Origin of the sequence: Halomonas sp. EF61 (assembly GCF_040147045.1) — a bacterium.
GTDB classification, from domain to species: domain Bacteria; phylum Pseudomonadota; class Gammaproteobacteria; order Pseudomonadales; family Halomonadaceae; genus Halomonas; species Halomonas litopenaei.
On record NZ_JAMSHM010000001.1, the window covers coordinates 1,111,721 to 1,137,200 of the forward strand.

General features: G+C 59.9%; 17 protein-coding genes and 2 pseudogenes. 7 read left to right on the forward strand and 12 right to left on the reverse strand.

Annotation, left to right across the window (positions count from 1 at the left end; translation table 11 throughout):
- Positions 1-375: 375 nt before the first annotated feature.
- The 3 genes from NFI08_RS04785 to NFI08_RS04795 are packed head-to-tail and all read left to right on the forward strand — an operon-like array spanning position 376 to position 4,445.
- Positions 376-1,077, forward strand: coding sequence for a hypothetical protein (locus NFI08_RS04785; protein WP_349587645.1), 702 nt, complete (start codon positions 376-378; stop codon positions 1,075-1,077).
- Positions 1,071-4,088, forward strand: a complete 3,018-nt coding sequence (locus NFI08_RS04790; protein ID WP_349587647.1) for an RHS repeat-associated core domain-containing protein — start codon at positions 1,071-1,073, stop codon at positions 4,086-4,088. Before NFI08_RS04785 ends, NFI08_RS04790 begins: the two co-directional genes overlap by 7 nt.
- A 6-nt stretch (positions 4,089-4,094) precedes the next feature.
- Positions 4,095-4,445, forward strand: a complete 351-nt coding sequence (locus NFI08_RS04795) for a DUF7668 domain-containing protein (RefSeq protein ID WP_349588797.1) — start codon at positions 4,095-4,097, stop codon at positions 4,443-4,445.
- A gap of 71 nt (positions 4,446-4,516) precedes the next feature.
- Here NFI08_RS04795 and NFI08_RS04800 read toward each other — a convergent pair.
- A pseudogene (locus NFI08_RS04800) lies at positions 4,517-4,648 on the reverse strand (IS5/IS1182 family transposase); the annotation flags it as partial.
- 92 nt (positions 4,649-4,740) lie between these two features.
- Positions 4,741-5,727, reverse strand: a complete 987-nt coding sequence (locus NFI08_RS04805; RefSeq protein WP_349587650.1) for an IS481 family transposase — start codon at positions 5,725-5,727, stop codon at positions 4,741-4,743.
- A gap of 154 nt (positions 5,728-5,881) precedes the next feature.
- Here NFI08_RS04805 and NFI08_RS04810 point away from each other — a divergent pair, with 154 nt between their 5' ends.
- The gene (locus NFI08_RS04810; RefSeq protein WP_349587653.1) at positions 5,882-7,261 is read left to right on the forward strand and encodes an IS1380 family transposase; all 1,380 of its coding nucleotides are present in this window, start codon (positions 5,882-5,884) and stop codon (positions 7,259-7,261) included.
- A 286-nt stretch (positions 7,262-7,547) separates the two neighbouring features.
- Here the strand turns inward: NFI08_RS04810 and NFI08_RS04815 are convergent, their stop codons facing one another.
- From NFI08_RS04815 to NFI08_RS04855, 9 genes and pseudogenes are all read right to left on the reverse strand, one after another.
- Positions 7,548-9,065 carry a hypothetical protein gene (locus NFI08_RS04815; protein WP_349587656.1) on the reverse strand — a complete coding sequence of 506 codons (1,518 nt, stop codon included), beginning with the start codon at positions 9,063-9,065 and terminating at the stop codon, positions 7,548-7,550.
- 5 nt (positions 9,066-9,070) lie between these two features.
- Positions 9,071-10,123, reverse strand: coding sequence for a hypothetical protein (locus NFI08_RS04820; RefSeq protein ID WP_349587659.1), 1,053 nt, complete (start codon positions 10,121-10,123; stop codon positions 9,071-9,073).
- Between the two features lie 282 nt (positions 10,124-10,405).
- Positions 10,406-12,104, reverse strand: a pseudogene (locus tag NFI08_RS04825) (IS1634 family transposase).
- Between the two features lie 40 nt (positions 12,105-12,144).
- On the reverse strand, positions 12,145-13,131 hold the full coding sequence (locus NFI08_RS04830) for an IS481 family transposase (protein ID WP_349587662.1): 987 nt from the start codon (positions 13,129-13,131) through the stop codon (positions 12,145-12,147).
- Positions 13,132-13,472: 341 nt separating this feature from the next.
- Positions 13,473-15,191, reverse strand: coding sequence for a thiamine pyrophosphate-binding protein (locus NFI08_RS04835; RefSeq protein ID WP_349587665.1), 1,719 nt, complete (start codon positions 15,189-15,191; stop codon positions 13,473-13,475).
- Positions 15,192-15,230: 39 nt separating this feature from the next.
- Positions 15,231-15,974 carry an HpcH/HpaI aldolase/citrate lyase family protein gene (locus tag NFI08_RS04840; RefSeq protein WP_349587668.1) on the reverse strand — a complete coding sequence of 248 codons (744 nt, stop codon included), beginning with the start codon at positions 15,972-15,974 and terminating at the stop codon, positions 15,231-15,233.
- A 3-nt stretch (positions 15,975-15,977) separates the two neighbouring features.
- Positions 15,978-17,261 carry a TRAP transporter large permease gene (locus NFI08_RS04845; protein WP_349587670.1) on the reverse strand — a complete coding sequence of 428 codons (1,284 nt, stop codon included), beginning with the start codon at positions 17,259-17,261 and terminating at the stop codon, positions 15,978-15,980.
- Positions 17,258-17,758, reverse strand: a complete 501-nt coding sequence (locus NFI08_RS04850; RefSeq protein ID WP_349588761.1) for a TRAP transporter small permease — start codon at positions 17,756-17,758, stop codon at positions 17,258-17,260. The genes NFI08_RS04845 and NFI08_RS04850 overlap by 4 nt, the downstream gene beginning before the upstream one ends.
- A 5-nt stretch (positions 17,759-17,763) precedes the next feature.
- The gene (locus NFI08_RS04855) at positions 17,764-18,741 is read right to left on the reverse strand and encodes a TRAP transporter substrate-binding protein (protein WP_108450094.1); all 978 of its coding nucleotides are present in this window, start codon (positions 18,739-18,741) and stop codon (positions 17,764-17,766) included.
- 398 nt (positions 18,742-19,139) lie between these two features.
- On the opposite strand from NFI08_RS04855, the gene NFI08_RS04860 reads away from it, so the two are divergent.
- A complete protein-coding gene (locus tag NFI08_RS04860) occupies positions 19,140-20,348 on the forward strand; it encodes a M24 family metallopeptidase (protein ID WP_045992100.1) in 1,209 nt (402 codons plus the stop codon).
- A 13-nt stretch (positions 20,349-20,361) separates the two neighbouring features.
- Here the strand turns inward: NFI08_RS04860 and NFI08_RS04865 are convergent, their stop codons facing one another.
- Complete coding sequence (locus tag NFI08_RS04865) at positions 20,362-21,258, reverse strand: LysR family transcriptional regulator (protein ID WP_222516290.1); 897 nt, start codon at positions 21,256-21,258, stop codon at positions 20,362-20,364.
- A gap of 270 nt (positions 21,259-21,528) precedes the next feature.
- Here NFI08_RS04865 and NFI08_RS04870 point away from each other — a divergent pair, with 270 nt between their 5' ends.
- Both NFI08_RS04870 and NFI08_RS04875 read left to right on the forward strand, forming a co-directional pair.
- A complete protein-coding gene (locus NFI08_RS04870) occupies positions 21,529-23,010 on the forward strand; it encodes a sodium:solute symporter family protein (protein ID WP_222568638.1) in 1,482 nt (493 codons plus the stop codon).
- Positions 23,011-23,346: 336 nt separating this feature from the next.
- Positions 23,347-25,338 carry a methyl-accepting chemotaxis protein gene (locus tag NFI08_RS04875; RefSeq protein ID WP_349587674.1) on the forward strand — a complete coding sequence of 664 codons (1,992 nt, stop codon included), beginning with the start codon at positions 23,347-23,349 and terminating at the stop codon, positions 25,336-25,338.
- Positions 25,339-25,480: the final 142 nt, after the last annotated feature.

A 25,480-nucleotide genomic window follows, 5' to 3' on the forward strand; every position in this document is an offset into this window, starting at 1 on the left:
GATTGGAGCTGAGCCGGGTACACCGACGTCGCCGGTCCTCCCCATTCCACCAGCAAGACTCTTTGCACAGGTGTCTCCTGGGTCGTTTCGCGTTTGCACCAGAACGCGCCCTGCCCGCCCCTCGTCGATAACGCCTGAACTCAACATTTTGCGGCACATCTTGGACGACATGGATGTTTCTGATGTAAGCCCCCTCTGAAAGCACCTTCCGCCTGCTGTCCCGGCCTCGCCTCGCCAGTAGGATCCTCCAGAGTCGGACCACGGCGTCGTTCAGGGAGGATCCACCGTGCCATCTACCCTCGTTCCTTCATCCCCATCTCATGAGCTGCCATCGGTATCTGGCGACCAGCCAAACGTGACCGGAGGGCACTGAGGATGGATGACGGCATGATCCCCGGGCAAAGGCCCTTTCCCACCGAGGCCATCGCGGACACTGGCCAGCGCCCGGCCGTGCCGACCGAATTCACCGCCGATGAGCACGGGGGCGGCCTTATCCCCCTGAGGGAACACCTCAACCATCGCCGGGTGATCACCGCCGAGCCCTACAGCGAAGGTGAGACCCCGGAAGCCGTGATCATGATGGACGTGGAGGAGGGATCCGTCACGGTACTCGACGTGGTCGTCCAGGCCGCCTACATGCTGCCGGTGGTCGGTAACGTCATGGCCATCGGCGACGTCGCCCGCGACGTGGTTGACCTCGATGGCAACGACGCAGACGGCACGCCGAACTACCAGAACGTCTGGCTCTGGGCGGTGCTGGTGATCGACGCCATCGGTCTGGTGCCCGCCTTTGGCAACGCCTCCCGACCTGCACGTGCGGGGATCCGCGAAGGCATACAGGCGTTTGCCCGCGGTGAAGGCGTCGACATCGCCGCTCAGATTCTGGTCAACCAGGCCAGCGGTGCGGCGATGGATTTTCTGGCAGAACTCGAATCCAAGCTCGAGGAACAGAAACCGAAGCTGTTGCGCGAAATTGACACCATCGTCGGCAAACTCGCCGAGTTCATCAACAACCCCGCTTCGAGTACCATCGCGGCCTGTGGTACACCCGCGTCACCGACGCCGACGGCGTGGTGACCTTCTACCGCTACAACGATCACAACCAGATCGAGTCGATCACTCACCCCTTCCACCCGGCGTTGGGCAGCGAGCACTGGCGCTGGGACGAGCACGGCCGGCTGATCCGCCATATCGACGGCGAGGGACGCACCACCCACTATCGCTATGACGACCAGGGTCGGCTGATCGAGACGGTCGATCCCCAGGGCCTGAGTACCCGCATCGACTACGACGACAAGGGCCTGCCGGTGCGCGTCACCGAGCCTGACGGACGCGAACGCTCGCTGCGCTTCGATGAACGCGGCCTGCCGCTGCAGGAAATCGCCCCGAGCGGGCGTGTCACCACCTTCCGTCACAACGCGCGCGGCCTGCCCACGGCGATGACCGACGCCGCCGGCAACACCTACCAGTACCGCTGGAACGACCAGGGTCGGCTGACCAGTGCCAGCGACTGTTCACGCAAGACCACCCAGTTTCGCTACGACCATCGCGGCTGGCTGATCGAGCGCCGTGACGCCGCCGGGCATCGCACCCATTACACCCGCGACGCCACCGGCCTGCTGCTGAGCGTCGAGCACCCCGACGGCGCCATCGAGCACTTCTCCCACGACGGCGATGGCCGGCTGACCCAGTATCTCGACCCCACCGGGCAGCGCACCCGCTATCGCTACAATGGCAAGGGCCAGCCGATCGAGCGCCGCGACCCCATGGGCCAGCGTTTCGCCTACCACTACGACCGCCTGCTGCGGCTCTCGGCGCTGACCAACCAGAACGGCGACCGCTGGCAGTTCCGCTATGACGGCGGTGGCCGACTGATCGAGGACACCGGCTTCGACGGGCGCACCCGCCACTACCGCTACGACGATGGCGGCGCCCTGATCGAGCGTCGCGAAGGTGAGCTGGTCACCACCTTCACCCGCGACGCCATGGGCCGGGTGCTGGAGCGCGAGAGCCAGCGACCGGGCCAGCCCGCGCTGACCACCCGCTACGGCTACGACCCGCTGGGACGCCTGACCCGCGCCGCCAGCCGCCACAGCGAGACGCGCTTTCACTTCGACACCGCCGACAACCTGATAGCCGAGGTGCAGCGTCATCAGCTGCCCAACGGCGGTGACTACTCCAGCGTCACCCGCCACACCCACGACGCCCTGGGCAACCGCGAGACCACCACCCTGCCCGACGGTCAGACCCTGGCCTGGCTGCGCTATGGCTCCGGCCATGTCCACGCCATGACCCTGGACCAGCGTGAGCTGATGGCCTTCGAGCGCGACGACCTGCATCGCGAGGTGCGCCGTCACCAGGGCAGCCGCGAGGTCGAATCACGCTTCGACCCGCTGGGACGCCTGATCGAGCAGCATATCCGTACGCTAGAGCCGCCCGATGCGGATGGACCCGGACATCCCGCCGGCAAGCACCCCACCGTCAGGCGTCAGTGGCACTACAGCGCCAACGGCCTGCTCAGCCAGGTGGACGACAACCTGCGCGGCACCACCCGCTACGGCTACGACCCACTGGGCCGGCTGCGCCAGGCAAGCGCCCCAGGGCTTGAGGAAGTGTTCGCCTTCGACCCGGCCGGCAATCTGGTCGATCCCGTGCCGCCAGAACGAACCAGCGAAAGCGGCAGCAACACCCCGCCCTCCGACGCCACCCGCTGGCTACGCGAGCGTCCCCGCGATCACCTCGACCACGGGTCCGAGGAGCGCATTCGCCTCGATTACCCAGGCGCACCAGCCAGCCTGTCGCCGGCCATGGGCAACCTGCTCAAGCGCTACGCCGGTACCCACTACCACTACGACGCCAGCGGCAACCTGACCCGACGTATCGCCCCCAGCGGCGAGACTTGGCACTACCAGTACGACCCCGAACACCGGCTGATCGAGGCCTGCCACTACCCCCATGCACCCGCCGCGGGCGATGACACCCTGCCGCGCATGCGTGCCCGCTACGCCTACGACGGCCTCGGCCGACGGGTGTGGAAAGAGGTGAACCGCCAGGGCCAGCCCAGCGAGCTGACGGTGTTCAACTGGGACGGTGACCTGCTGCAAAGCGAAGAGCGTTTTGTCGGTGGCCTGCCGCCGCTGTTTCGCCCCGAACGGCTCGAACTGGCCCGCGAGAACCCCGAGCGGCCTCACTCGCTACCCATCGCCCAGCGCTGCCATCGGCTCGAGTACCCCAGCCTCACCCCCGAACGGCGGGTAATCTACCTGTTCGAACCCGACAGCTTCGTGCCCGCCGCCAAGCTCGAGAACCGCTTCGAGGCCGTCCACACCCGCAGTGGCACCGGCGCGGTGCTCTACACCGAACACCAGCCAACCGAGCCGACGCTCTACAGCATCCACACCGACCACCTCGGCACCCCGATGGAGCTGGCAGAATGCGACGGCAAGCTCGCCTGGGTCGGCCACTACCGCGCCTGGGGCAAGCTCACCCAGGCCAGTGACGGCCACGGCAATCCCAGCACCACCGACAACCCCCTGCGCTTCCAGGGTCAGTACCTGGATGAAGAAACCGGGCTGCACTACAACCGCCATCGGTACTATGATCCAGAGACGGGACGCTTCACCACCCAGGACCCGATAGGACTGGCCGGCGGCGAAAACCTGTACATGTACGCCCCCAATCCGACAGGATGGGTGGATCCGCTGGGGTTGAGTCGGTGCTCTTGTGCTGAAGGTCACGGGCCAACTGTCGGAGACCTCAGAAGATCAGGACAGAAAGATGCACACCACATAATTCAAGATGCGGCTGTACGCGATATACCTGGCTACAAGACTAATGATGCGCCTGGCTTTCAATTACCTGGGCCTGCATCATCTGTTGGATCTTCTCATCACACAGCTACTCAAGTTCAAAGACAGGCTGGAGGTGGAACATATGGAGCGGAAAGAAGAATCGGCTACAAGGCTCTGCGCAGGGCTGGAGTGAGTCAAGATGAGGCTCGAAATTCCATCCTTAGAGCAGATGACTACTTTCGCAGCATCGGAGTGGAACACACAACACAAACACGCATCCCAGGAAATCGCCGGTAGATAATCATGTGCAACGCTGAAAGAAAAATCAGAGATGAGCTTCAAGAAGTCATTTCACTTCTTGTGCAAAAAAAGTACATAGAGCTGGAAGAAAAATCCGGAGGAAATCGCTTAAAAGCATATGAAATAGAAAGTGCTATCAACGAGTATGGCTGTGATCTAGCATATCCCCCAGAGCGCGAATTTGACTCTATAAACATGATTGAGGTTTTTGACTCAGATCCGAGACGGTGGTCTGTGCGTTTTGACCTATGGTCAGAACAAGAAGGAAAATCAGACTTAAGCATAGAGCTGACAATAATTGAAGCAAGCAATAAAAATACAGTCGTTGAAATTGATGATATACACGTCCTTTGATGGACTCTTCGTCTTCGGATGTGGGGTTTAACTTGGAGAATACCGTGAACTTTGCCGGCGGCGTCCGGGAAGTAGGACGGCGACAGCGCCTCGGTCAGCCGTTGCCAGGGCACCACGGCCTCCATCTGGGCCAGGAACCGCTCGCGACGGGTGACCTTCTTCTTGTTCTGGTGCTCAGCCTAGGCGAAAGAGATCTGCTTCATCGGTTGGCTCTGGTCAGACGGTGGCAGGAAAGCCAGATTCTACCCCGCCGATGGCTGCAAGGCCGCTGTGGCGGGATTTATGCAGCGTTTCCCTAGGTATCAGGTCCCGGATGATTAATTACACGCTTGGTGAATAGTTCAGGACGCCTTTTCTGCCAGTCCTTCATTGCAGCAATCGGGGCCTGGTGCTTCAAGGCCTTTTGCGGAATGTGGTGATTGTACAGCCAGCAGTAGCGCTTTAACGTCTCTTCCAGATCCTCTCCGGAAACATAGCGGCGAGTCGCCAATACGTCACTGATATGGCCATTGAAGCGCTCGACCATCCCGTTGGTTTGTGGATAGCCCGGTCGAATCAGACGGTGCTCCACGTGGTGCTCCGCACATGCCTGGTCAAATGGATGCTGGCCGGTAGGCTTGCGCTCTCCACCCGAGGTGAAACGATCGGTAAAGCTCTTACCATTGTCCGTCAGCACCTTTTGGATCTTGAACGGGGCCTTCTCAACAACCCGATGGAAAAAGGCTCCAGCATCGCTTGCCGCCTGGCTGGATCGCACCTCCAGATAGACCCAGCGCGTAGCTCGGTCGATGGCAACGTACAGATAGCGGCGCTGCGTCTCATCAGGCATCTGCGGCAGATATTTGATATCGATATGGAGGTAGCCCGGTTCGTAGTCTCGAAAGGGCTTGGGCGTTTCCTTCTTGCCCTCCTGATCCCTCTTAGCCAATTGGGCCAAGGTGGGCACCTGGCGGCGTTTCAACATCCGGTGGAGCGCCGCTCTGGATAGCGTGGGGTGCAAGAACTCCCGGGCGACAACGAGCAGGTCGTCGAGCCCGAGACGAAGGAATTCGCGTGCCGCAATCAGCACCTCTTCCTGCTCGTGGTTGAGCGTTGCATTGAGGTTGTGACGGGTGTGGGGGCGATCATAGACATCATCGCGGTGCCGCCACCGACGTATCGTCATGTCACTGACACCAAAGCGCTCCGCCAGCGCCGTATCGGTAACGTGAGCGGGAGCCGCCTGGATCTCAGCGCGGATCTTCGGGGTTGTAGTGGCTTGCTTATGAAGCTTGATGTCCACGGCAATGCTCCTAGATGAATTGACGGAGAAGCCCTCGGGCGGCTATCAACCCGCCTCATTCATGGGGCAGGCCTGAAAACGAAGATAGCGGATGGTATTCTCTTAAAAAATCAGTGAGTTCCGCCAAGAACCTGATCAAAGAGAGCCATCCGCTATGGGTGAAAGACTATCCACCTGGATTCCCTCTTGCAACCGCTCGGTCCGTGTCGAGCTGAGCGGCCAACGAACCACGAGTGATAGCGGCGCGCTGTTGCTCCGCGAAGCCCTCGATCGCAGTGGCGTTATCGATGCGCTGGAAGACAATCTGGTTGACCCGCGCAATCCGCTACGTGTTCGTCACTCGCTGGCAAGCCAACTGCGAACCGTGATCTTGCAGCGTGCGATGGGGTGGATCGACCTTAGTGATACCGACACGCTCCGTCATGACCCGCTCTGGCAACTTGCCTGCAGTGATGCTCGCGGGCTGGCCCCGTTGGAGCAAGATCGGCCATCTCAAGCCACGCTGTCGCGCTTGCTGAACTGCCTCGGTCACAGCGACAACATCGATACCCTGCACGAAGGACTGATGCGATTGGTGGTTTGGCGTCTGGTCTCGCTGACCAAGGGCGACATCCCGAAGCAGTTGACCCTGGATGTCGATGGCTTGCCGATTGAGGTCCACGGCCACCAAGGGGGCTCAGCGTTTCACGGGCATTATCAGGCACGGATCTACTCACCGCTGATCGCTTCACTGGCCGAGACTGGCGACATGGTCGGCGGCCTACTGCGCGAAGGTAACGCCGGCCCAGCCGAGGATGCTGATACCTGGATACCACACCTGGTCAAGCGGCTTAGCGCGAGCACCGGAGCCCAGGTGCGGGTTCGCATCGACGCAGGCTTCACCGACAACGCAACACTGGAAGCCCTGGAAGATCGGGATATCGAGTACCTGGGCCGGCTGCGTAGCCACACGGGACTGCAGACGCTAGCAGAACCGTATTTGAAACGCCCGCGTGGCCGCCCGCCTGAACAACCTCGGGAGTGGTGTTATGACCTGTCCTATCAAGCCGGCTCATGGCCTGCGCCACGACGCGTGGTGCTGGTGGTGCAGGAACGTCCCGATGATCTGTTACTGCACGCCTTCTTCCTGGTCACCAACCTCGGCAAGGTCGAGTGGCCGGCCAAGAGGGTGCTGGCACTCTATCGCAAGCGTGGCAGCGCTGAGGCGCACATGGGCGAGTTGAAGTCGACACTGGACGTGCATCTGTCCTCGACCGATCGCGGCGCCTCGACGGTTCAACAGGTGATGGCCCGCAACACGGTGAATCTCTTGCTGAGCCTCTACGCCTATCAAGTCCTGCATGGGCTGCGACGGCTGCTGGAAAGCCAAACACATCAGGGGTGGAGCCTGGCGCAGATGCGTGAGCAGATCCTCAAGGTGGCGGCGACACTCTCGCTGCATGCCCGACGCGTCACAGTGCACCTTGGCGCCGCCGCCGACAAATGGTGGCCGACATTGCTAAGGGGGTTGCCACGGCTATCCGCACTGGTCTGAGACTGGTCATCATCACACTCTCATTCGTCGACAGAGCAGCCGTATCCGAAGCTGTCAGGCACGGCTACGCCGAAGCCAGATGATGATACAAAACTGCGATAAGGACGCCAACAGAAGGTCGATTTAGTTATAAGAAAACCGGCGACCATGCGGCCGCTCAACGGTAAAGAGGGCCGATGCCGAGATTTTCCGGCGCAGCAGGCTCATTCAGCACTCAGATGAATGAGGCGGGATCAAGGGATAACTCCTTTTAGTCAATTGAGCATCCGAGACACTACACTTAGATTCATTCACTCCCAAACCTCGAAGAGCCATACTCAAGCAAAAACCAGAACCATGCCCACTCAAAATACATACTTATCACAAAGCACAAGAAAGCAACATTAACCAACATCCAAAAAAAAGCATAGCGATTCCTCTTTTTATCAACAAAACTTTTCTCCCTACTTATCACTTTTCCAGTATCAATAATCCTATCCAAATCCTTAGGATCAAGTAAGTCCTCATACCGCCCCCTAATAGCCCTATATTTTTCAAGAAGCCTATTTCTATCGGAATTAACCTCCATTAACGAGACAAATAAATACACGCACGAAAAAACAAACAGAAAAACACTAACCTGAACAACCTCAAGTGTAAAAGCATTTGACTCATTGCTCCGGGCAATAACCCTAAGTAAAAAAACACTAATCAGAAATGTGGCAAAAGACCAAATCCCTGTCTTAAACATTGAAAACATGTTTTTTGTTATTTCTGAAGCCTTATCCGACTGAGATTGCATAAATTCTGATATTTTATTTTTAATATCAATATACTGCTTCACATTCTCCTTAAGATAAAGATCATACCCTGACCTAATTGATCTTGAAGTCCCTTTTTCAATCGACAAAATAGATTCACTTTCTAAATGAATCGACATGACATTTCGGGCAATACCTATTTTGTCAGAAAAATTTCCACCCAAATACACCCATTTATATATTTCTCTCAACTCGTCACCATTAGCCCCCAAAACATCTGATAAACCAACCACCCCAGACACTGTCTTATAGCCCTTAAGATTGTAGCTAAGCGAACTCTCTTCCACCAAAGAGAAGTCCGATAGGAAAATAACTAAGGAAAATATAGAAAGCTCATAAAAGTGCTTGCTCAGGCTTTCTGGAGCCTTGCCTTTAAGTATAAAAAAATCTTCCGGCAAGAAATCGAACTGCGAAGAATTGGCAAAATGACCACACTTATTTCTATTATCAATAGCCTTGTGCCTTTCCAGCTCATCACCAGGGGAAATTGATATATCTTGAGCCACTGATGAGAAAGATAAAGAGCGTGTCTCAAATGGTGAAACATCACTCCAAACCTTAACATTACCGAGACCAGAGGAAATATATCTCGACCAAAGAGAGAACCTTCCCTCCAAACCCAATTCACTTAAATAGGACGAAAACGCACTGATTGAGAATATATTTAGTGGTCCGCCTTCTGGCTTTACAACTCTCAGCTCAACTTTTACCTTTCCGCCATCTCCAGCCACATCCTCCAGCTCGTCAAGCTTTTTATTGATATCATCAACACTGCTCCCTGAAACATAAATTGGCTCACTGTACTCTACCTCAAATATAAGGTTGACTTCCATGCCAGCATCAACGGCTTCCACCAACCTTTTTTCGAGCAGGAGCCTCTTCTCTGATGGTATGCTATCAATATTAACGCCAAAAATATCTGCCTTACATATTTCAGGATTTTCTGAAACATTCAGTGCTGGGTTAGCGGTCACACTCTTAAAAACGTCATCCAGAAAAGACATAGGGCTCAACCCCCACTCCTAGGATCTCTACTCTTAAACTCTTCGTAACCAGCATCAGAATATATTTTAACAAACTTCCCCTTGCTGTCTTCGTCAGCACTAATCTTCGTCCTCAGATCCTCCACCTCACCACTAATCCTTAACTCAAAGTTCTGATCCAAGAATATCTTTTTTATTATTTTTGCTTTAATCACACCTGGGGCAATGTCAAACTGCGTTTCAAAAGGTTTGTAGGATGACTCGGGCAGTTTTCTGAATGCATCCAAAAAACCAGGGAACTTCTCTTTAAAGACCTCGGACTCTGGCTTATGCTTTGCCACTTTTTCAACCAAATCGTCGAATGCTAAAGACTCCTCATTCCTAAAATGACCAACAATTTCGTTTCTTAAAAACCAGTAATCTACCGAAGAAACTTTTTTGACTTCTCGATTCAGAAGCCTTTCTATAGACTGGAATGCATTCTTTGTATTAGTTTCCGAATCCGTTAGCTGAGCTGCAACAAGAAAATAGCGATACCAGTACTCAGATATGGTTGGCTTGCTATCAGACAAAATTAGCTCTTCACAAACTTTTTCGTTATTAAACGTCGCCACAGCCGTTTTTTGTAAGCGCGCCTTAGATGCAGGAAGCCCACTCTTCAACTCTAACTCAGACTCATCAAAAAAATCGTCATCGTCAATTTTTGTTATTACAAACTTCACCTTCCCCTCGTGCTTGATTTTTATTTGTAGCAGCCCCCCCCTTCGAACCTTTGTTCCGAGCTTATCAACCCGTTCCTGAACATCTGCCTCAATGTCATAAAGTTTCTTAGCTATCTCAGACGACTTATCGCCCCAATCTCCCCCATCCAAAATATCGACAAGCGAAGAAGCAACCAGCTCTCCCATACTTTGAAATCTAAAATACCTTGCCCTAGAGCTTTCAAACAGCTCCTTAAGGACTCTTTCAGCGTACTTTTTCAACCCAGAAGCTGACCCATCTACAGCCAAAACAACTGGGCCAACCTCTTGAAGATCAACTCTATGAAGCGAATACTCCAAAACATCAATGTCAGCCATGCCTAACCCTTGTTTTCCAGACTCAATAAATCATAGCAAATCACCTCTAACAAACAAGCAGCAGGCAAGAAGAAATACTCCAAATCAACAGCCTATATTCCTTGCCAGATCTAACTTTTTAGCGATAGTCAATACTGCCTCGAGCTCTGAGCAGCCCTGCTCGCGCATCACCCGCATGCGCTCGGCCTTCTCCTCACCCCGCCTTATTCATGGGGCACCCGAGTTCGACAGTTATAAGCGTAAGCTATTGATTAACCTGAAAACGCCTTTTCAAAATTGCCACTACAAGCGCGATACGCTCGGTGCCGGCAGGCCAATCGCTTCGAAAAGATCACGTTGTTCAGGCTTCAATTTGGTCAGGCCGCTCGCTGTCTCGCGACGGAGAAGCAGGACCTGGTGGAACTGAATCTTGCGGGCAATTTCTAGTGCCCGTGTCGGCGAAAGCCCGTAATCACTGGCTTTCAGTCGCAACCGCAGCACGCGGTGAAGCACCAAGGCAAGGAAGCAGATCAGCGCATGCGCACGGATGCGGTCCGGCAACCGATGGTAAACCGGCGCAATCTCGATATCGCTCTTCAGCACTCGGAATCCGCGCTCGATATCCGCGCTCGATATCCGCCAGCGCTCGGTAGCGCTCGACGATTTGCTCAGGCTCGTGATCCGCCATGTTAGTGACCATCAGCAGCTTGCCATCCATCATCCTGGCGCGATCCAGCGCACGTTGATCAAGCACGTAGTTGAATGTTTCGGCAGTCAGGTCGACTTTGAGAATATGGCCGAGATGAGCGTCAGAGACGGCCTTGTGGAACCTGGCCGTCACGCCGGGATCGGAGAGCTTTCTGCCACGATAGCGGCGTCCGGCATCCTGGTTATCCAACTTTTTAAACCACTGGCGCGCATCGGCCTGAAGCGCCTCAATCTTCTGATCCCGTGCGGTTGTCTGAACCGAGGCAGCTTCTGGCCGGTGCGCCACGATCAGTCGATGCCCCTGCCAGGCTATCTCGCCATAAGCTTCGCTATCGGCGTCCAGGCAGTGTGTCTGATGAAACGCCTTCAATAACTCGTCGAACTCACCGTAGCGGCGGCCCGGCACGGCCAGGATGAATTCCAGGGCCTGCCCCTCGATACGCACCGCGGACAGGGCTTGCAGGTTGTCTAGTGATAGCAGGCCTCGGTCAGCGACGAGCACGACGCGCCGTACCTTGAACCGCTGGGTGACGGTCTTGATTGTTGGCAGCAGTGTCTTGGTTTCCGCGATGTTGCCGTCGAATACCTCGTGATGAATCGGAAGGCCTTCTGCCGTCTGGACGACGCCCAGCATGAACTGGCGAGCGATGCCGCCTTCCTTCGAGGGCCCGTAGTGACGTACATCACCCTCGACCGATGTCTTGCCTTCCGCTCGGATCGTCGTGAGATCGTAAAAGACGATCGACAGATCCTGATCGATCAACGGTTTGAGTTGCTGTGCCAATACATCATTGAGATTGAGCGCCTCACTGCAGTCCGCCAAGGTGTCCATGGTGCGCAACAGGTGCTGATGACGGATCGAGGCCGTGTCGACATCAGGCACCAGAACATCCTCCAGCCAACGCAGCACACCGAGTTTTGAATCGGGATCACAGAGGCGGTTGAACACCATGATCCGCAGTAATCGCTCGGCATCGAACTGTCGCTTGGTACGTAGTACGCGTCGGAAGGCGTCATCCAATCCAAGCTCTTTCCAGAGTGACGTCAGTAGCCATGTATCGCCAACGGAGCGCGCCGGCGCGAAGTCAGCTTCGCCGGTGCCTTCTTCAAGCGTTGGCTGGCCGGACACGCGTAACAGACCATTGATCAGCGCGCTGGACTCCCCGGCCGTGACGGCCTCGAGGCGACCCAACGTCGCGATCACGCGTTGGCGAGGTTTGCCGGCCTCTTCGCGGAAAGACTCAACGAGTTTCACGTAGCGACGCGGGCCGGATTTGGTGACTTTAACGAACATGTCATCACCATAGATCGCCTATCTCAATACTGGCAAGGCACTAAGTGTCAGGTCCCGGATGATTAATTACACGCTTGGTGAATAGCTCAGGACGCCTGTTCTGCCAGTCTTTCATCGCAGAAATGGGGGCTTGGTGCTTCAATGCCTTCTGCGGGATGTGATGATTGTACAGCCAGCAGTATCGTTTTAGCGTTTGCTCCAGGTCTTCTCCGGAGACATAGCGACGCGTCGCCAAGACGTCACTGATACGGCCATTGAAGCGTTCGACCATTCCGTTGGTTTGAGGGTGGCCCGGTCGAATCAGGCGGTGCTCCACTTGGTGCTCTGCACATGCCTGGTCAAACGGATGCTGTCCGGTGGGCTTGCGCTCTCCACCAGAGGTGAAGCGATCCGTGAAGCTCTTGCCATTGTCCGTCAGCACCTTTTGGACCTTGAACGGGGCCTTCTCAACGACCCGATGGAAAAACGCTTCAGCATCGCTTGCCGCCTGGCTGGAGCGCAGCTCCAGATAGACCCAGCGCGTAGCTCGGTCGATGGCAACGTACAGATAGCGGCGCTGCGTCTCATCAGGCATCTGCGGCAGATATTTGATATCGATATGGAGGTAGCCCGGTTCGTAGTCTCGAAAGGGCTTGGGCGTTTCCTTCTTGCCCTCCTGATCCCTCTTAGCCAATTGGGCCAAGGTGGGCACCTGGCGGCGTTTCAACATCCGGTGGAGCGCCGCTCTGGATAGCGTGGGATGCAAGAACTCCCGGGCGACGACGAGCAGGTCGTCGAGCCCGAGACGAAGGAATTCGCGTGCCGCAATCAGCACCTCTTCCTGCTCGTGGTTGAGCGTTGCCTTGAGGTTGTGACGGGTGTGGGGGCGATCATAGACGTCATCGCGGTGCCGCCACCGACGTATCGTCATGTCACTGACACCAAAACGCTCCGCCAGCGCCGTATCGGTAATGTGAGCAGGAGCCGCCTGGATCTCAGCGCGAATCTTCGGGGTTGTAGTGGCTTGCTTATGAAGCTTGATCTCCATGGCAATGCTCCTGGATGAACTGACGGAGAAGCCCTCGGGCGGCTATCAAAGGATAGCTCCTTTTGGTCAATTGAACATCCGAGACACCACAACTAAGGAAAAAACGTGTCACTACAAGAAATTTCACTCGGATACGCTAAGCCACTGAATTCTTAGGGCTCCGGTGTCGATTTCAGGCCAAAATCGGCCTGGAAGTGTCGAACTCGGGTGCCCCTGCTCAGCGAGTCTTCAGAGGCTTTAATCCGTCGCTACACGGGCCTGGACCAGGGCGCTGGCGCGTCTTTCTTTACCGGCGTTAGCGCGGCTTATGCAATGGCACTAGCGCGGCTTATGCAATGGTGCTATCGCGCCAGGGCAGCCTCGCGGATGGCGCTCAGGCGCTTGCCCGGGGCGATGCCGTCGGCCTCGTAGCGCAATTCGATCAGCGCCGGACGGCGTTCACGCTCGGCGAAGGCCAGGGCGCGCTCGAAGGCGGCGTCGAAGTCCTCGTCACGCTCGACGATCTCGCCCAGGCCACCGTAGGACTCGACCAGGGTGGTGAAGGCCGGGTTGGTGAAGGTCAGGGCGATCTCGCGGCCGGGGAAGTCGTTTTCCTGGTGGGCACGGATGGTGCCCCACATGCCGTTGTTGAACAGAAGGATCACCAGGCCGACGTCGTACTGCAGCGCCACTCCCAGCTCCTGCAGGTTCATCTGGAAGCAGCCGTCACCGGCGAAGCACACCGCCGGGCGGTCGGGGTGCTCGAGCTTGAACGAGATCGCCGCCGGCAGGCCGTAGCCCATGGAGCCCACCGTCGGCGCCAGCGAGCTGCCGAGCCCAGCGAAGCGCACATAACGGTGGGCGTACAGCGCATAGTTGCCGGCCCCCACGCTGATGCAGCCCTGGCCATCCAGGCGACGATCGACGCTGGCGGCGACCTTGTCGAGACTCAGCGGCCCCGGGGCCGGCTGGGGCTCAAGCGTCGCCAGGTAGTCGGCACGCGCGGCGCGGGTCTGGTCGGCCCAGCGCGGTGAGGTGTCCGGCGCCAGTCCCTCCAGGGCGGCGGCGAAGCCCACCACGTCGGCGTTGATGGCAAGCTCGGCATGATAGACCCGGCCCAGCTCTTCGGGATCCGGGTAGACGTGCACCAGCGTCTGGCGCGGGGTCGGCGACTGGATCCACGAGTAGCCTTCGCTGGTGGCCTCGCCCATGCGGGTGCCGACGGCGATAAGCAGGTCGCTATGCTCAAGCCGCTCGCGCAGGGCGTCGTCCATGGCGAAGCCGACGTGGCCGACAAAGCGCGGGTCGCGCTGGTCGAAGCACTCGAGCCGGCGCCAGGCCACCCCCACCGGAAGCTCGAAACGTTCGGCGAAGGCCGCCATCTGGGCCTGAGCCTGTGCCGTCCAGCCGCTTCCACCGATCAGCAGGAAGGGCCGCTCGGCCTCGGCCAGACGCGTCTTGAGCGCCTCGAGCTGAGCCGCGCCGGGGTGGGAATGCAGCTTGGCCATGGGCTGGGCGTCGGCCACCTCGGCTTCGCCCCACAGGGTGTCTTCCGGCAACGCCAGCACCACCGGACCGGGACGCCCGCTGGTGGCGACGCGATAGGCCCGGGCGATGTACTCGGGGATACGATCGGTGGCGTCGATCTGGGCGACCCACTTGGCCATGGGGCCGAACATGCGGCGGTAGTCGATCTCCTGGAAGGCCTCGCGCTCGACGAAGTCGTTCCCCACCTGGCCGATGAACAGAATCATCGGGGTCGAGTCCTGAAAGGCGGTATGCACCCCGATGGAGGCGTTGGTGGCCCCCGGGCCACGGGTCACGAAGCAGATGCCCGGCTCGTTGGTCAGCTTGCCGTAGGCCTCGGCCATGTAGGCGGCGCCGCTTTCCTGACGGCAGACGATGGGCTCGATGGCGCCCCGATGCTCGTTGAGGGCGTCGATGCAGGGCAGGTAGCTTTCCCCCGGCACCAGGAAGACCCGGCGGGCGCCGTGGGCGCGCAACTGGTCCATCAGGATCTGGCCGCCATTACGGCGCGCAAGGGACGTGGTTGGCGAAAGCGTGGAGGCTGGCAGGCTCATGTCAGGGTTCTCGATATCGTTGTTGGTGGTAAAGACGGTTCAGGCGTCTGTCAGGGCCCGGTGCAGCGGGGCGATCTGTTCGGGCAGCACCACGCAGCGGGCACGAAAGCCCCGCGCCATGGCCCACTTCAGGTCTTGCTCGAAGCCCTCTCGATAAGGCCAGGGGCCGTCGATGGCCAGACACTCGGCCTTGGCGCAGGCGTCGACGAAGCGCTGGCGCCAGGGCGCCAGGACGCTGGCCCGCTCGCCTGGCTCGGCGGCGGCGGCGATGCCCAGGTCACGCGACAGATCGCCACTGCCGAGAAGCGCCGCGCTTACCCTCGGGCTTGCCTTGAGGATCTCCGCTGCGGCGCCCACACCGGCGGCGCTCTCCAGCGTCGGTATCAGCGCGGTACATCCCTGTTCGAGGCCGACGCGACGCTCTTCGCGGGCCAGCGCCAGGGCCAGCAGCACGATGTCCATGGAGGACTCGACCTGGGGCAGGAAGATGGCGGCTGGTCGTGCCCGCATCAGCGCCGCCAGCTCGCCCTTGCCGCCCTGGGTCAGCGGGTTGATGCGCGCCATGGGCAGCCGCTGGTGCTGCCGACAGCGCTCGGCGAAGGCGACAAAGTCGTCGCAGGCCCGGCGGCGATCGGCGGCCGGGGTGAACTCCTCCAGGTCGACGATGATGGCCTCGGCGCCGCTATCCAGCGCCTGGTCCAGGCGTGCCGGGTCATGCCCCGGCACGAACAGCCAGCTGCGACACTGGGCCAGGGACGAAGGAGTCGGAATCAAGGACGCCATGGGTCACTCCATCAGGTTCGGCAGGAACAGCACGATGTCGGGCACGAAGGTGATCAGCAGCAGTACCGCGACCATCGCCCCGAGCATCAGCCCCAGGTAGCGCAACGACTCCATCACGCTGATTCCGGCGATGCGGCAGGCGGCCATCAGGTCGACCCCCAGCGGCGGGGTGTTGGCGCCGATCGCCAGGTTCACCGTCAGCAGCACCCCGAAGTGCACCGGGTCGATGCCGTACTGCACCAGCAGCGGCATGACGATGGGGGTGATGATGATGATGATGGCGATGCTTTCCATGAAGGAGCCGAGCACCAGCAACACCACGGTCAGCAGCAGCAGTACGCCGTAGCGGCTGTCGGTGATCTCGCCGATCAGTGTGGCGATGGCCTGGGGCACCTGTTCGTAGGTCAGGCCCCAGGCGAACATGCCGGCGGCACCGATGATGACCAGAATGGCGCCGGAGGTCTCCGCGGTGGCGATGACACTGTCGACGATGTCCCGAAGGCTCAGGCTGCGATAGACCAGGGTGCCGACGATCAGCGCATAGACGATGGCCGAGGCGGCGGCTTCGGTGGGGGTGAAGACGCCGAAGCGGATGCCACCGATGATCAGCACCGGCACCAGCAGCGCCGGCAGGGCGGCGATAAAGGCACGCTTGCGCTCGCCGGGCTCGGGCCGGGTACCACCGGACCAGCCGTTGCGGCGTGACACATAGATGGCCACCCCCACCAGCGCCAGGGTCAAAAGCAGGCCGGGAATCACGCCGCCCATGAACAGCTTGCCCACCGAGGTGTTGGAGGTGGTGCCGTAGACGATCATCACGATGCTCGGCGGGATCACCGTGCCGATGGAGCTGGCGGTGCCCACCAGGGCGCTGCTGAAGCCGCGGTGATAGCCGCTGCGCTGCATCGCCGGCAGCAGCATGCTGCCGATGGCGATGACGTCGGCAACGCCGGAGCCTGACAGCGCCCCGAACATCATGCAGGCCAGCACCGCGACCACCGCCAGGCCGCCGCGGATGTCGCCCACCAGCGCCATGCACAGGCGCACCAGACGCTGGGTCAGTCCGGCGTGATTCATCAACTGGGCGGCCATCACGAACAGCGGAATGGCCAGCAGGGTGAAGCTCTCCATGCCCGCCACGAACTGCTGGGCAGAGACCATCATCGGCGCCGCGCCGAACATCAGCAGATAGGACAGCACCGCCAGGATCAGGCCGAAGGCGATGGGAATGTCGATCAGGATCGCCAGGGCGAAGACGCCCACCAGGGTCAAGGCACCAAGGGTCATGAGGCGTCCTCCTGTGGCAGCGGCTGGCGCGCCAGCAGATGGTCACACTGCGCCAGCGCCATGCCGGCGCAGCACACCGGCACCGACAGATACACCAGTCCCGCAGGCAGCTGCAGCGCCGTGGTCGTCTGGCTCATGGTCAGCCAGGCCAGGTCCCAGCCGGCCTTGGCCAGCAACAGCAGCATCACCAGCAGCAGCAGGTCGGTGGCCCGGGTGATCCCTCTGCGAACGGCGGGGGAACTCACCAGCAGCGGCATCAGTCCGGCGCTGAGGTGGCTGCGCTTGTAGGTGCAGGCCACACCGGCCAGCAGCGCGGTCCACACCAGCACCAGCTGGGGCAGCTCTTCGGCCCAGTGGGGCGGCGCCCCCACCACCCAGCGCATGAACACCGAGTAGGCGACCAGCGCCGCCAGCAGGGCGGCGCCGATGCCGGCCAGCGCCAGGCACAGGCGCGAGACGAGACGCGCCACGGGATGCAGCAGGCCGTGCACGGTCATCGCGCTCACTGCCCTTCGCGATAGCGCTTCACCAGCGCCATCAGGTCGCTGCCGAAGACGTCTTCGTAGTCGGCCCAGACGCCCTGGACGGCGGCATTGAACGGCGCGGTATCGACCTCGTTGACGCTCATGCCTTCGGCCTCGAGCTCGGCCACCAGGCGCGAGTCGTCCTCCTGGGTCATCCGGCGCTGTTCGTCACGCCAGTCGTCGGCCAGCTGCTGGACCGCCGCCTGGTCGTCCTCGGACAGGCGCTGCCAGACGTTGTTGGCGACGGTCAGGCAGGCCGGTGCCCATACGTGTCCGGTCAGCGAAACGTAGTCCTGGACCTCGAAGAAGGACGAGGAATGGATGATCGACAGCGGGTTTTCCTGGGCGTCAAACACCCCCTGCTGCAGCGCCGAGTAGAGCTCGCCGAAGGACAGCGGAGCCGGGCTTGCGCCAAGCGCGGTGAAGGTATCCAGTCGCATCTTGTCCGGGGTTACCCGGATCTTCAGACCGGCCAGGTCCTCGGGGGTCTCGACCGGGCCCTGGTTGTTGGTGACGTGGCGGAAGCCGTTCTCCCACCAGGACAGGATCTTCATGTTGTAGTCGGAGGCGATGGCTTCCAGCGCCTCGCCCAGCTCACCGTCGTAGGCGGCGTAGGCGTCCTGGCGGTCCGCCCAGGAGTAGGGCAGCTCGACGATGCCGAAGCGGGCGTCCAGCGGCTGGAAGGAGCCGCAGCCGATCACCCCGGCGGGCACGCTGCCGATCTGCATGCCTTCGACCATGGTCTTTTCGTTGCCGAGCTGGCCGCTGGGGAAGACCTGGAAGTTGACGCGACCCTCGGTGGCCTCGCGCACTTCGTCGGCGAAGCCTTCAGCGGCGATATGCCAGCTATGGGTAGGGGCCAGCACGTGGCCGAGCTTGATGTCGAGGGCCTGGGCCGAGGTGGAAAGACCGGCGAAGGCGCCAAGCGCCAGCAGGGGGAGCATCCTGGAGGTCATGGGGGTACCCGTTGAGTCGTTGTGATTGTGATCTGGGCCCGCCACCGCTTTGTTGACGGCAAGACAGGCGTCACTTGAGACTCGGCCAGGTAGGCGTATTAGACAATTTTCAAGATTTTATGCTTTGCATAAGCCTGATTTATGCAAAGCCATTGGACAGTGGTCAGGGTGGCCCTTCGACAGGCCTCGGGCGGCAACCACAAGCGCTTGCAGACACTTCTTTAACGCACTGTTCAAGAACCATTTTTCTGGCGCAAATGGGGGCATTTGCGGTTGTGATTGGCGCCGTTGACGGCTCCACGGCGATAGTCAATCCAGCGTGGTGGTCAGCGTCGAGGCTGGCGCCAGCGTAGGATGAGAACCACCGCCCTGTCGGCCAAGAATTACAAGGAGCCCCTATGCAACTGCCCTCTCTGATCGAGATCCCCAACGGTGAAAAGGTCACCCCCACCTTCAGCGACGCCGAGATGCAGGGCCGCCTAGCCCGTCTGCGCCAGCACATGGCCGAGCAGCAGGTCGACGCCGTGGTCCTGACCTCCTATCACAACATCAATTACTTCAGTGACTTCGTCTATTGTCGCTTTGGCCGCGACTATGGACTGGTGGTGACCCAGGAAGGCTTTACTACCGTCACCGCCAACATCGACGGCGGCCAACCGTATCGGCGCAACCGTCTGGGCGACAACATCGTCTACACCGACTGGCAGAAGGACAACTTCTTCAAGGCCATCATGCGGCTATGCGAAGGCAAACGACGCATCGGGGTGGAGTTCGACCATCTGACCCTGGCCAACCGCGACAAGCTGGAAAGCGCCCTTGGCGAGGTGGAGCTGGTCGACATCGGCGTACCCACCATGCAGATGCGCATGATCAAGTCCGCCGAAGAGATCGCACTGATCCGTCAGGGCGCGCGTATCGCCGACGTGGGCGGTGTCGCGGTACGCGACGCCATCGCCGCCGGGGTGCCCGAGTACGAAGTGGCGCTGGCCGGCCAGAGCGCCATGGTGCGCGAGATCGCCAAGACCTACCCGCAGAGCGAGCTGATGGACACCTGGGTGTGGTTCCAGTCCGGCATCAACACCGACGGCGCCCACAATCCGGTCACCAGCCGTCGCGTGCGTCCCGGCGACATCCTGAGCCTGAACACCTTCCCGATGATCTCGGGCTATTACACGGCGCTGGAGCGCACTCTGTTCTGCGAGCACGCAAGCGATGCCCATCTGCGGCTGTGGGAGATCAACTGCGAGGTCCATGAGCGCGGACAGCAGCTGATTCGCCCCGGCGCCCGCTGCAGCGACATCGCCCACGAGCTCAACGAGATCTTCGCCAGACACGACGTCCTCAAGTACCGCACCTTTGGCTACGGGCACTCCTTCGGCACCCTGAGCCACTACTACGGCCGCGAGGCGGGTCTTGAACTGCGCGAGGACATCGACACCGTACTGGAGCCCAACATGGTGGTGTCGATGGAGCCCATGCTGATGATTCCCGAAGGCCAGCCCGGCGCCGGTGGCTACCGCGAGCACGACATCTTGGTGGTCAAGGAAGACGGAGCCGACAATATCACCGGCTTCCCCTACGGGCCGGCGCATAACATCGTGGGTTGAACCGATCCGGCGATCACCGGCCGGGACGTGACATGGGGGGCCGCTCGCCCCCCATGTCGGCGAGCCCGGCCCTGAGGTAGTCCAGCACGTGGTGCGCCGCCACGGACAGCTCGCCGGTCTGGTAGTGCAGGCCGAAGGTGACGCGCCCAAGCTCGGGCAGCCGATCCGCCCCATCCACGCAGTGCAAGTGGTCGGGGCTGACGCTGCGCGCCAGGGCGGTCACGCCCAGGCCCTCCTCCACCGCGGTGAAGATACCGAGCAGGCTGGTACTGGCGTAGCTCACCCGATAGGGCATCGCCCTGGCCCTCAACGCCGCTTCCGCCGCAGAGCGGTACAGGCACCCTAGGGGATAGGTGACCAGAGGCAGCGGCGCTTCACCCTCCAGCAATGCCGTGTCGCCGACCACCCAGACCAGGTCATCTACCCGGATATCCCGAGCATCGCGATCATCGTCGACCCTTTCCGGCTCCATCACCAGGGCGATATCGTAGTGGTGCCTGTGAAAACGCTGGAGTATGACCCTGCTGATCTCACAGTCGACCTCGACCTCGATATTGGGGTAGACCCGCGCCAGATTCCTCAGCACTCGCGGCACAAATGCCAGCTCGAAATCGTTGGGAATACCTAGCCTTACCTTGCCACTGACGCCCCCTCCGCAAAGCTTCTCCACCAGCCGGTCATTGATCGCCAGCATGGCCCTGGCTTCCTGGTAGAGATAGTCACCATCCTGGGTCATTTCCAGCTGACTTCCGCGCAGAAACAGGCGAGTACCCAGCATCTCCTCGAGCTTCTTCATCTGCAGGCTGATGGCGGGCTGGGAACGCCCCAGGCGCTCTCCTGCCGCGGTAAAGCCTCCCAGCTCATTGATGGTCACGAAAGTACGCAATAACTCACTCGGTATCGTCTTCAACCTGGGGCCTCATTGGCATAGATCATGCATCGATTTGTCGTTCTTATTGGTCGCATCAGCGGCAAGAAAATACCTTGAATCTGTCGATGGAAATCGACGCTACCTCTCGACGACTGCCGATTGTCGACGTCCAACAACAAACAATAGAGGCTTCCTCATGAACTCCTGGGTATTGACCACCTTTGCCATTCTAACGCTCTACATGCTGATTCACACCGGTGCAGCCTACCTGCGTCGAGAACTCAAGGCCCGCCAACCGAGGTGACGCACATGGACTCCTTTACCCTGTTCAATTGGGCGCTTCTGCTGATGACCTTCGGCCTGATGCTCTATCTGGGCTACCTGTCCTCGCGGCGCATGCACAAGGATGACGCCGCCGGCTTCCTGGTCGCCGGGCGCTCGCTGGGGGCCTTCGTCGGTGCCGGTACCATCGTCGCCACCGGATTCAGCGGCTGGGGCTTCATGGGCTCGCCCGGGGTCACCTACCAGTTTGGTGCCATCGAGGTGCTGGGCAACTTCTTCTTTGCACCGGCGATGGTCATCGCGGTGCTCTACTTCGCCCGCTTCATGCAGCGCAAGGCGATCGAGATGGGCAGCAACACCATCCCCGAGTACATCGGCCAGTCCCACGGCGGCGGCGCCATGGGGCGAGTGCTGCAGGCGGTATCGGCGATCATCACCGTGGTGCTGCTACTGGTCTTCCTGACCAGTCAGATCAAGGCGGTGGGGCTTCTGGGGGCCAGCTGGCTGGGCATCGAGCTCGACCAGAGCGCCATGCTGATGGTCGGGGTGATCATCCTCTACACCATGCTCGGGGGGCTGGCCGCGGTGGCCTGGACCGACACCATCATGGTCTGGGGCATGGCCCTGGCGGCGGTCATCATCGTCATCCAGATGCTGACCACCATTGACGTGAACGAGTGGGAAAGCGGCTTGAACGCCATCGACCCGGAGCTGTTGAACCCGACCAACGGGGCCCACTACGGCGCCTCCAGAGGCAACGTCTTCCTGGTCCTGCCCTACGCCTTTCTGTTCGCGGCGGTGCTGCCGTTCATGGCGATCCGCTTCCTGGCCTTCAAGCCCGAGGTAAAGCTGCACAAGGTCGGTATCTACGTCGCGGTGCTCGGCGGCCTGCTCAGTCTGATTCCGCTGGTCGGGCTCTACGTCAGGGTCAAGCTGCCGGGACTGGCGGACCCCGACAGCGCCATGCCGGTCTATCTCGAGCAGTTCATGCATCCGGCGATCCAGGGCGTCATCACCTTGTTCATCATCTTCGCCATGAAGTCCACCGCCAACTCCCTTTTGCACACCGTGGCCTCCAGCGTCTCCCACGACCTGCGCCTGGCGATCTTTGCCGAACGCCAGCCTTCGGCACGGCGCGTCCTGGGCCTGAACCGGGCCGCGGTACTGGTGCTCGGCGTGCTGGCGCTGCTGATGATGCTCTACGCACCGCCTTTCATGCTGTCCTGGCTCGGCATCCTCGGCACCGGCACCCTGCTCGCCAGCCTGATCGGCCCGGTGTTCATCTCGACCTTCTGGCAGGGCTCGGCCTGGGGGGCGCTGGCGGCCATGCTCGGCGGCTTCTTCACCAGCGGCTACATGATGCTGTTCGCCGATGTGGGCTGGTTGATCGGTCCGCTGACCGGCTGCGTGGTGTCGTCGGCTCTGTATATCGGCGTGACCCTCGTCGGCCGTAGCCATCGCGCCCATGCCCGCCATCCGAACGCATCCCTCCCTGACCACCCTGCTTGACCGAAAACATCCCCCGACTCGCCTTCAGGACTAGAGCTCTGAGGTTCGGGTAAAAAGACAGGCCGCCCTCCGGGGCGGCCATTCTCGTGAAACCTCCGTCATCCAGTGAATATCTGGGTCAAACCTGAGCATCAGGGCCGAGAACCCGCTGCTCTCATGACCCAGATCACTGGTGCGAAGCGCTTTAGCATATTCCTCTCAACTTGACGCTTTCATGGGTCGATAACCCTGGCATCGCTGCTAATCGGAGGCAGTCTGAGCGATGAGCAAGCCAGGAAATGACTTCGCTCATGCCATGACTGCCGGTTGGCCCCTCCCAGCATGAGCCCTCTGCCAATGACATCACTCCTTGATCGCCTGACCATGGGAAGAAAGTTCTTCCTGGTGCTTTTCTTGCCGCTGCTTTCCATCCTGTGGATGACGCTCTCCACGGTGCTGGAACGTCAGGCGGTCGTCACCCGGATGGACAATCTTCAAGAGGTGGCGATCCTCGGGCGACATTCGGCCAATCTGGTGCACGAACTTCAGCGCGAACGGGGGATGACGGCCGCCTTTCTCAGCAGTCAGGGCCGCAACTATCATACAGAGCTACCGGTGCAACGTGAGGCGACCAATACCCAGGCCGAATCATTTGACCGCTACATCGCTGACATCGATTTTTCCCACCACGACCCTCGAATCGAAGCACAGGTCGATCTGGCAAAGCGTCTGCTTGAGGAGAAGGATGACCTACGGCGCAAGGTCGATGGTCTCGACATATCTGCCGAAGCATCGACGGACGCTTATACCAACATCAACGAGGCGCTGATCGATATCGTCGCCAAGCTGACCTTTGGCGTCGATCAGGGAGAAGTCGCCCGTCAGCTGACGGCCTACTATGACCTTTTGAACATCAAGGAGCTGGCCGGCATAGAACGGGCGGTACTGGCGGCATCTTTCAGCGCCGACGCGATATCGCCAGCAATGTTCAGGAAGCTGCTTTCGTTGATCGTGAAGTCCGATGTGCACAAGAAGAACTTCTTCGAGCTTTCATCACCGAGGGTTCAGGAGGAGCTCAAGACGCTGACCGACAGCGCACTTGGCGAGCGTTTGAATGCCATGCGCAGCGTGGTCCTCGAAAAGGCCTCAAGCGGCGGCTTCGGTATCGATCACCAGGAGTGGTTCGAGGCCCAGACCGAGTATATCGATGGCATTCAGCAGATCTCCCGGTCGGCAGAGCAGTACCTTCTGGCACGTATTGGCGACTTGCAGAAAGCGTCCTTCAGCTACCTGCTCAAGCACGCCCTGGTCATGCTTGCCGTCCTGCTCGTCACCCTTGCCTTTTCGATCATCACCGCCCGCAGCGTGGTTCGCCCCCTCAAGGCTGCCCTGGCAGATATCCGCGAGCAGAAGGATGACCTGACCAAGCGACTGGCGGTCCCCGGCAAGGACGAGCTGTCGCAGCTTTACCGCGCCTTCAACGACTCGCTGAGCAATATTGCCAGCCTGGTGGTCAACCTCAAGAAAAGCGCCAGCGCCGTCGAGGCGGTCAGTGGAGAAATCACCCGGGGCAACCAGGACCTGGCGAGCAGAACGGAACAGCAGGCGGCCTCACTGATCCAGACCGCTTCCAGCATGGAGCAGATCACCGCCACCGTGAAGCAGACCTCTGATTCCGCTCGCCAGGCGCAGGAAATGACCCGTGAAGTCGCCTGCCGCGCCAACGACCTGAGCCAGACCGCCGCCCAGACCCGTACGGCCATGGAACAGATTCGCGACGCCAACCAGGAAGTCACCAGGATCGTCGAGGCCATCGACGACATCGCCTTCCAGACCAATATTCTGGCCCTGAACGCTTCGGTGGAGGCTGCACGCGCCGGCGACCAGGGTCGAGGGTTTTCGGTGGTGGCCTCGGAGGTGCAGAAACTCGCCAGCCGCTGCGCAGAGGAAGCCACCCTGATCCGCCGGTTGATCACCACCAGTACGCAGCGGGTCGACAAGGGTGAGCGACTGGTGACCTCCACCAGCGAGGCGCTGGTCACCATCTCCGAGCATGCCCAGCAGACGGCGACCCTGGTGTCGGAGATTTCCACCGCGGCGACCGAGCAGTCGCTGGGTATCGAACAGATCACTCAGGCACTGGCGCAACTCGAGGACGTCACCCAGCGCAACACCGGCCTGGTCGAACGCGTTGCCACCGCCAGCGAGTCCCTCGACAAGCGGGCTCGCGACATGGCCTCGCTGGTGGGCCGCTTCAAGGTCGATGTGCCAACGGCCCTTCACGCCACGTCAGAAGACGGGCCGCTTATCGGCTCACCCCAGGCCACCCTTGTCGACTGCCACGCATAGGCCCTACAGGTTCCCCGCCTTGCCGCCCTTCCGGGCGGCTTTTTTATCAGGCATGGAACCCATTCAAACAAAACCTCGTTTTATTTTTAATGAATCATCTTTGACAATATTGAAACGCAATTCTAGCCTTGCTGATGCCACC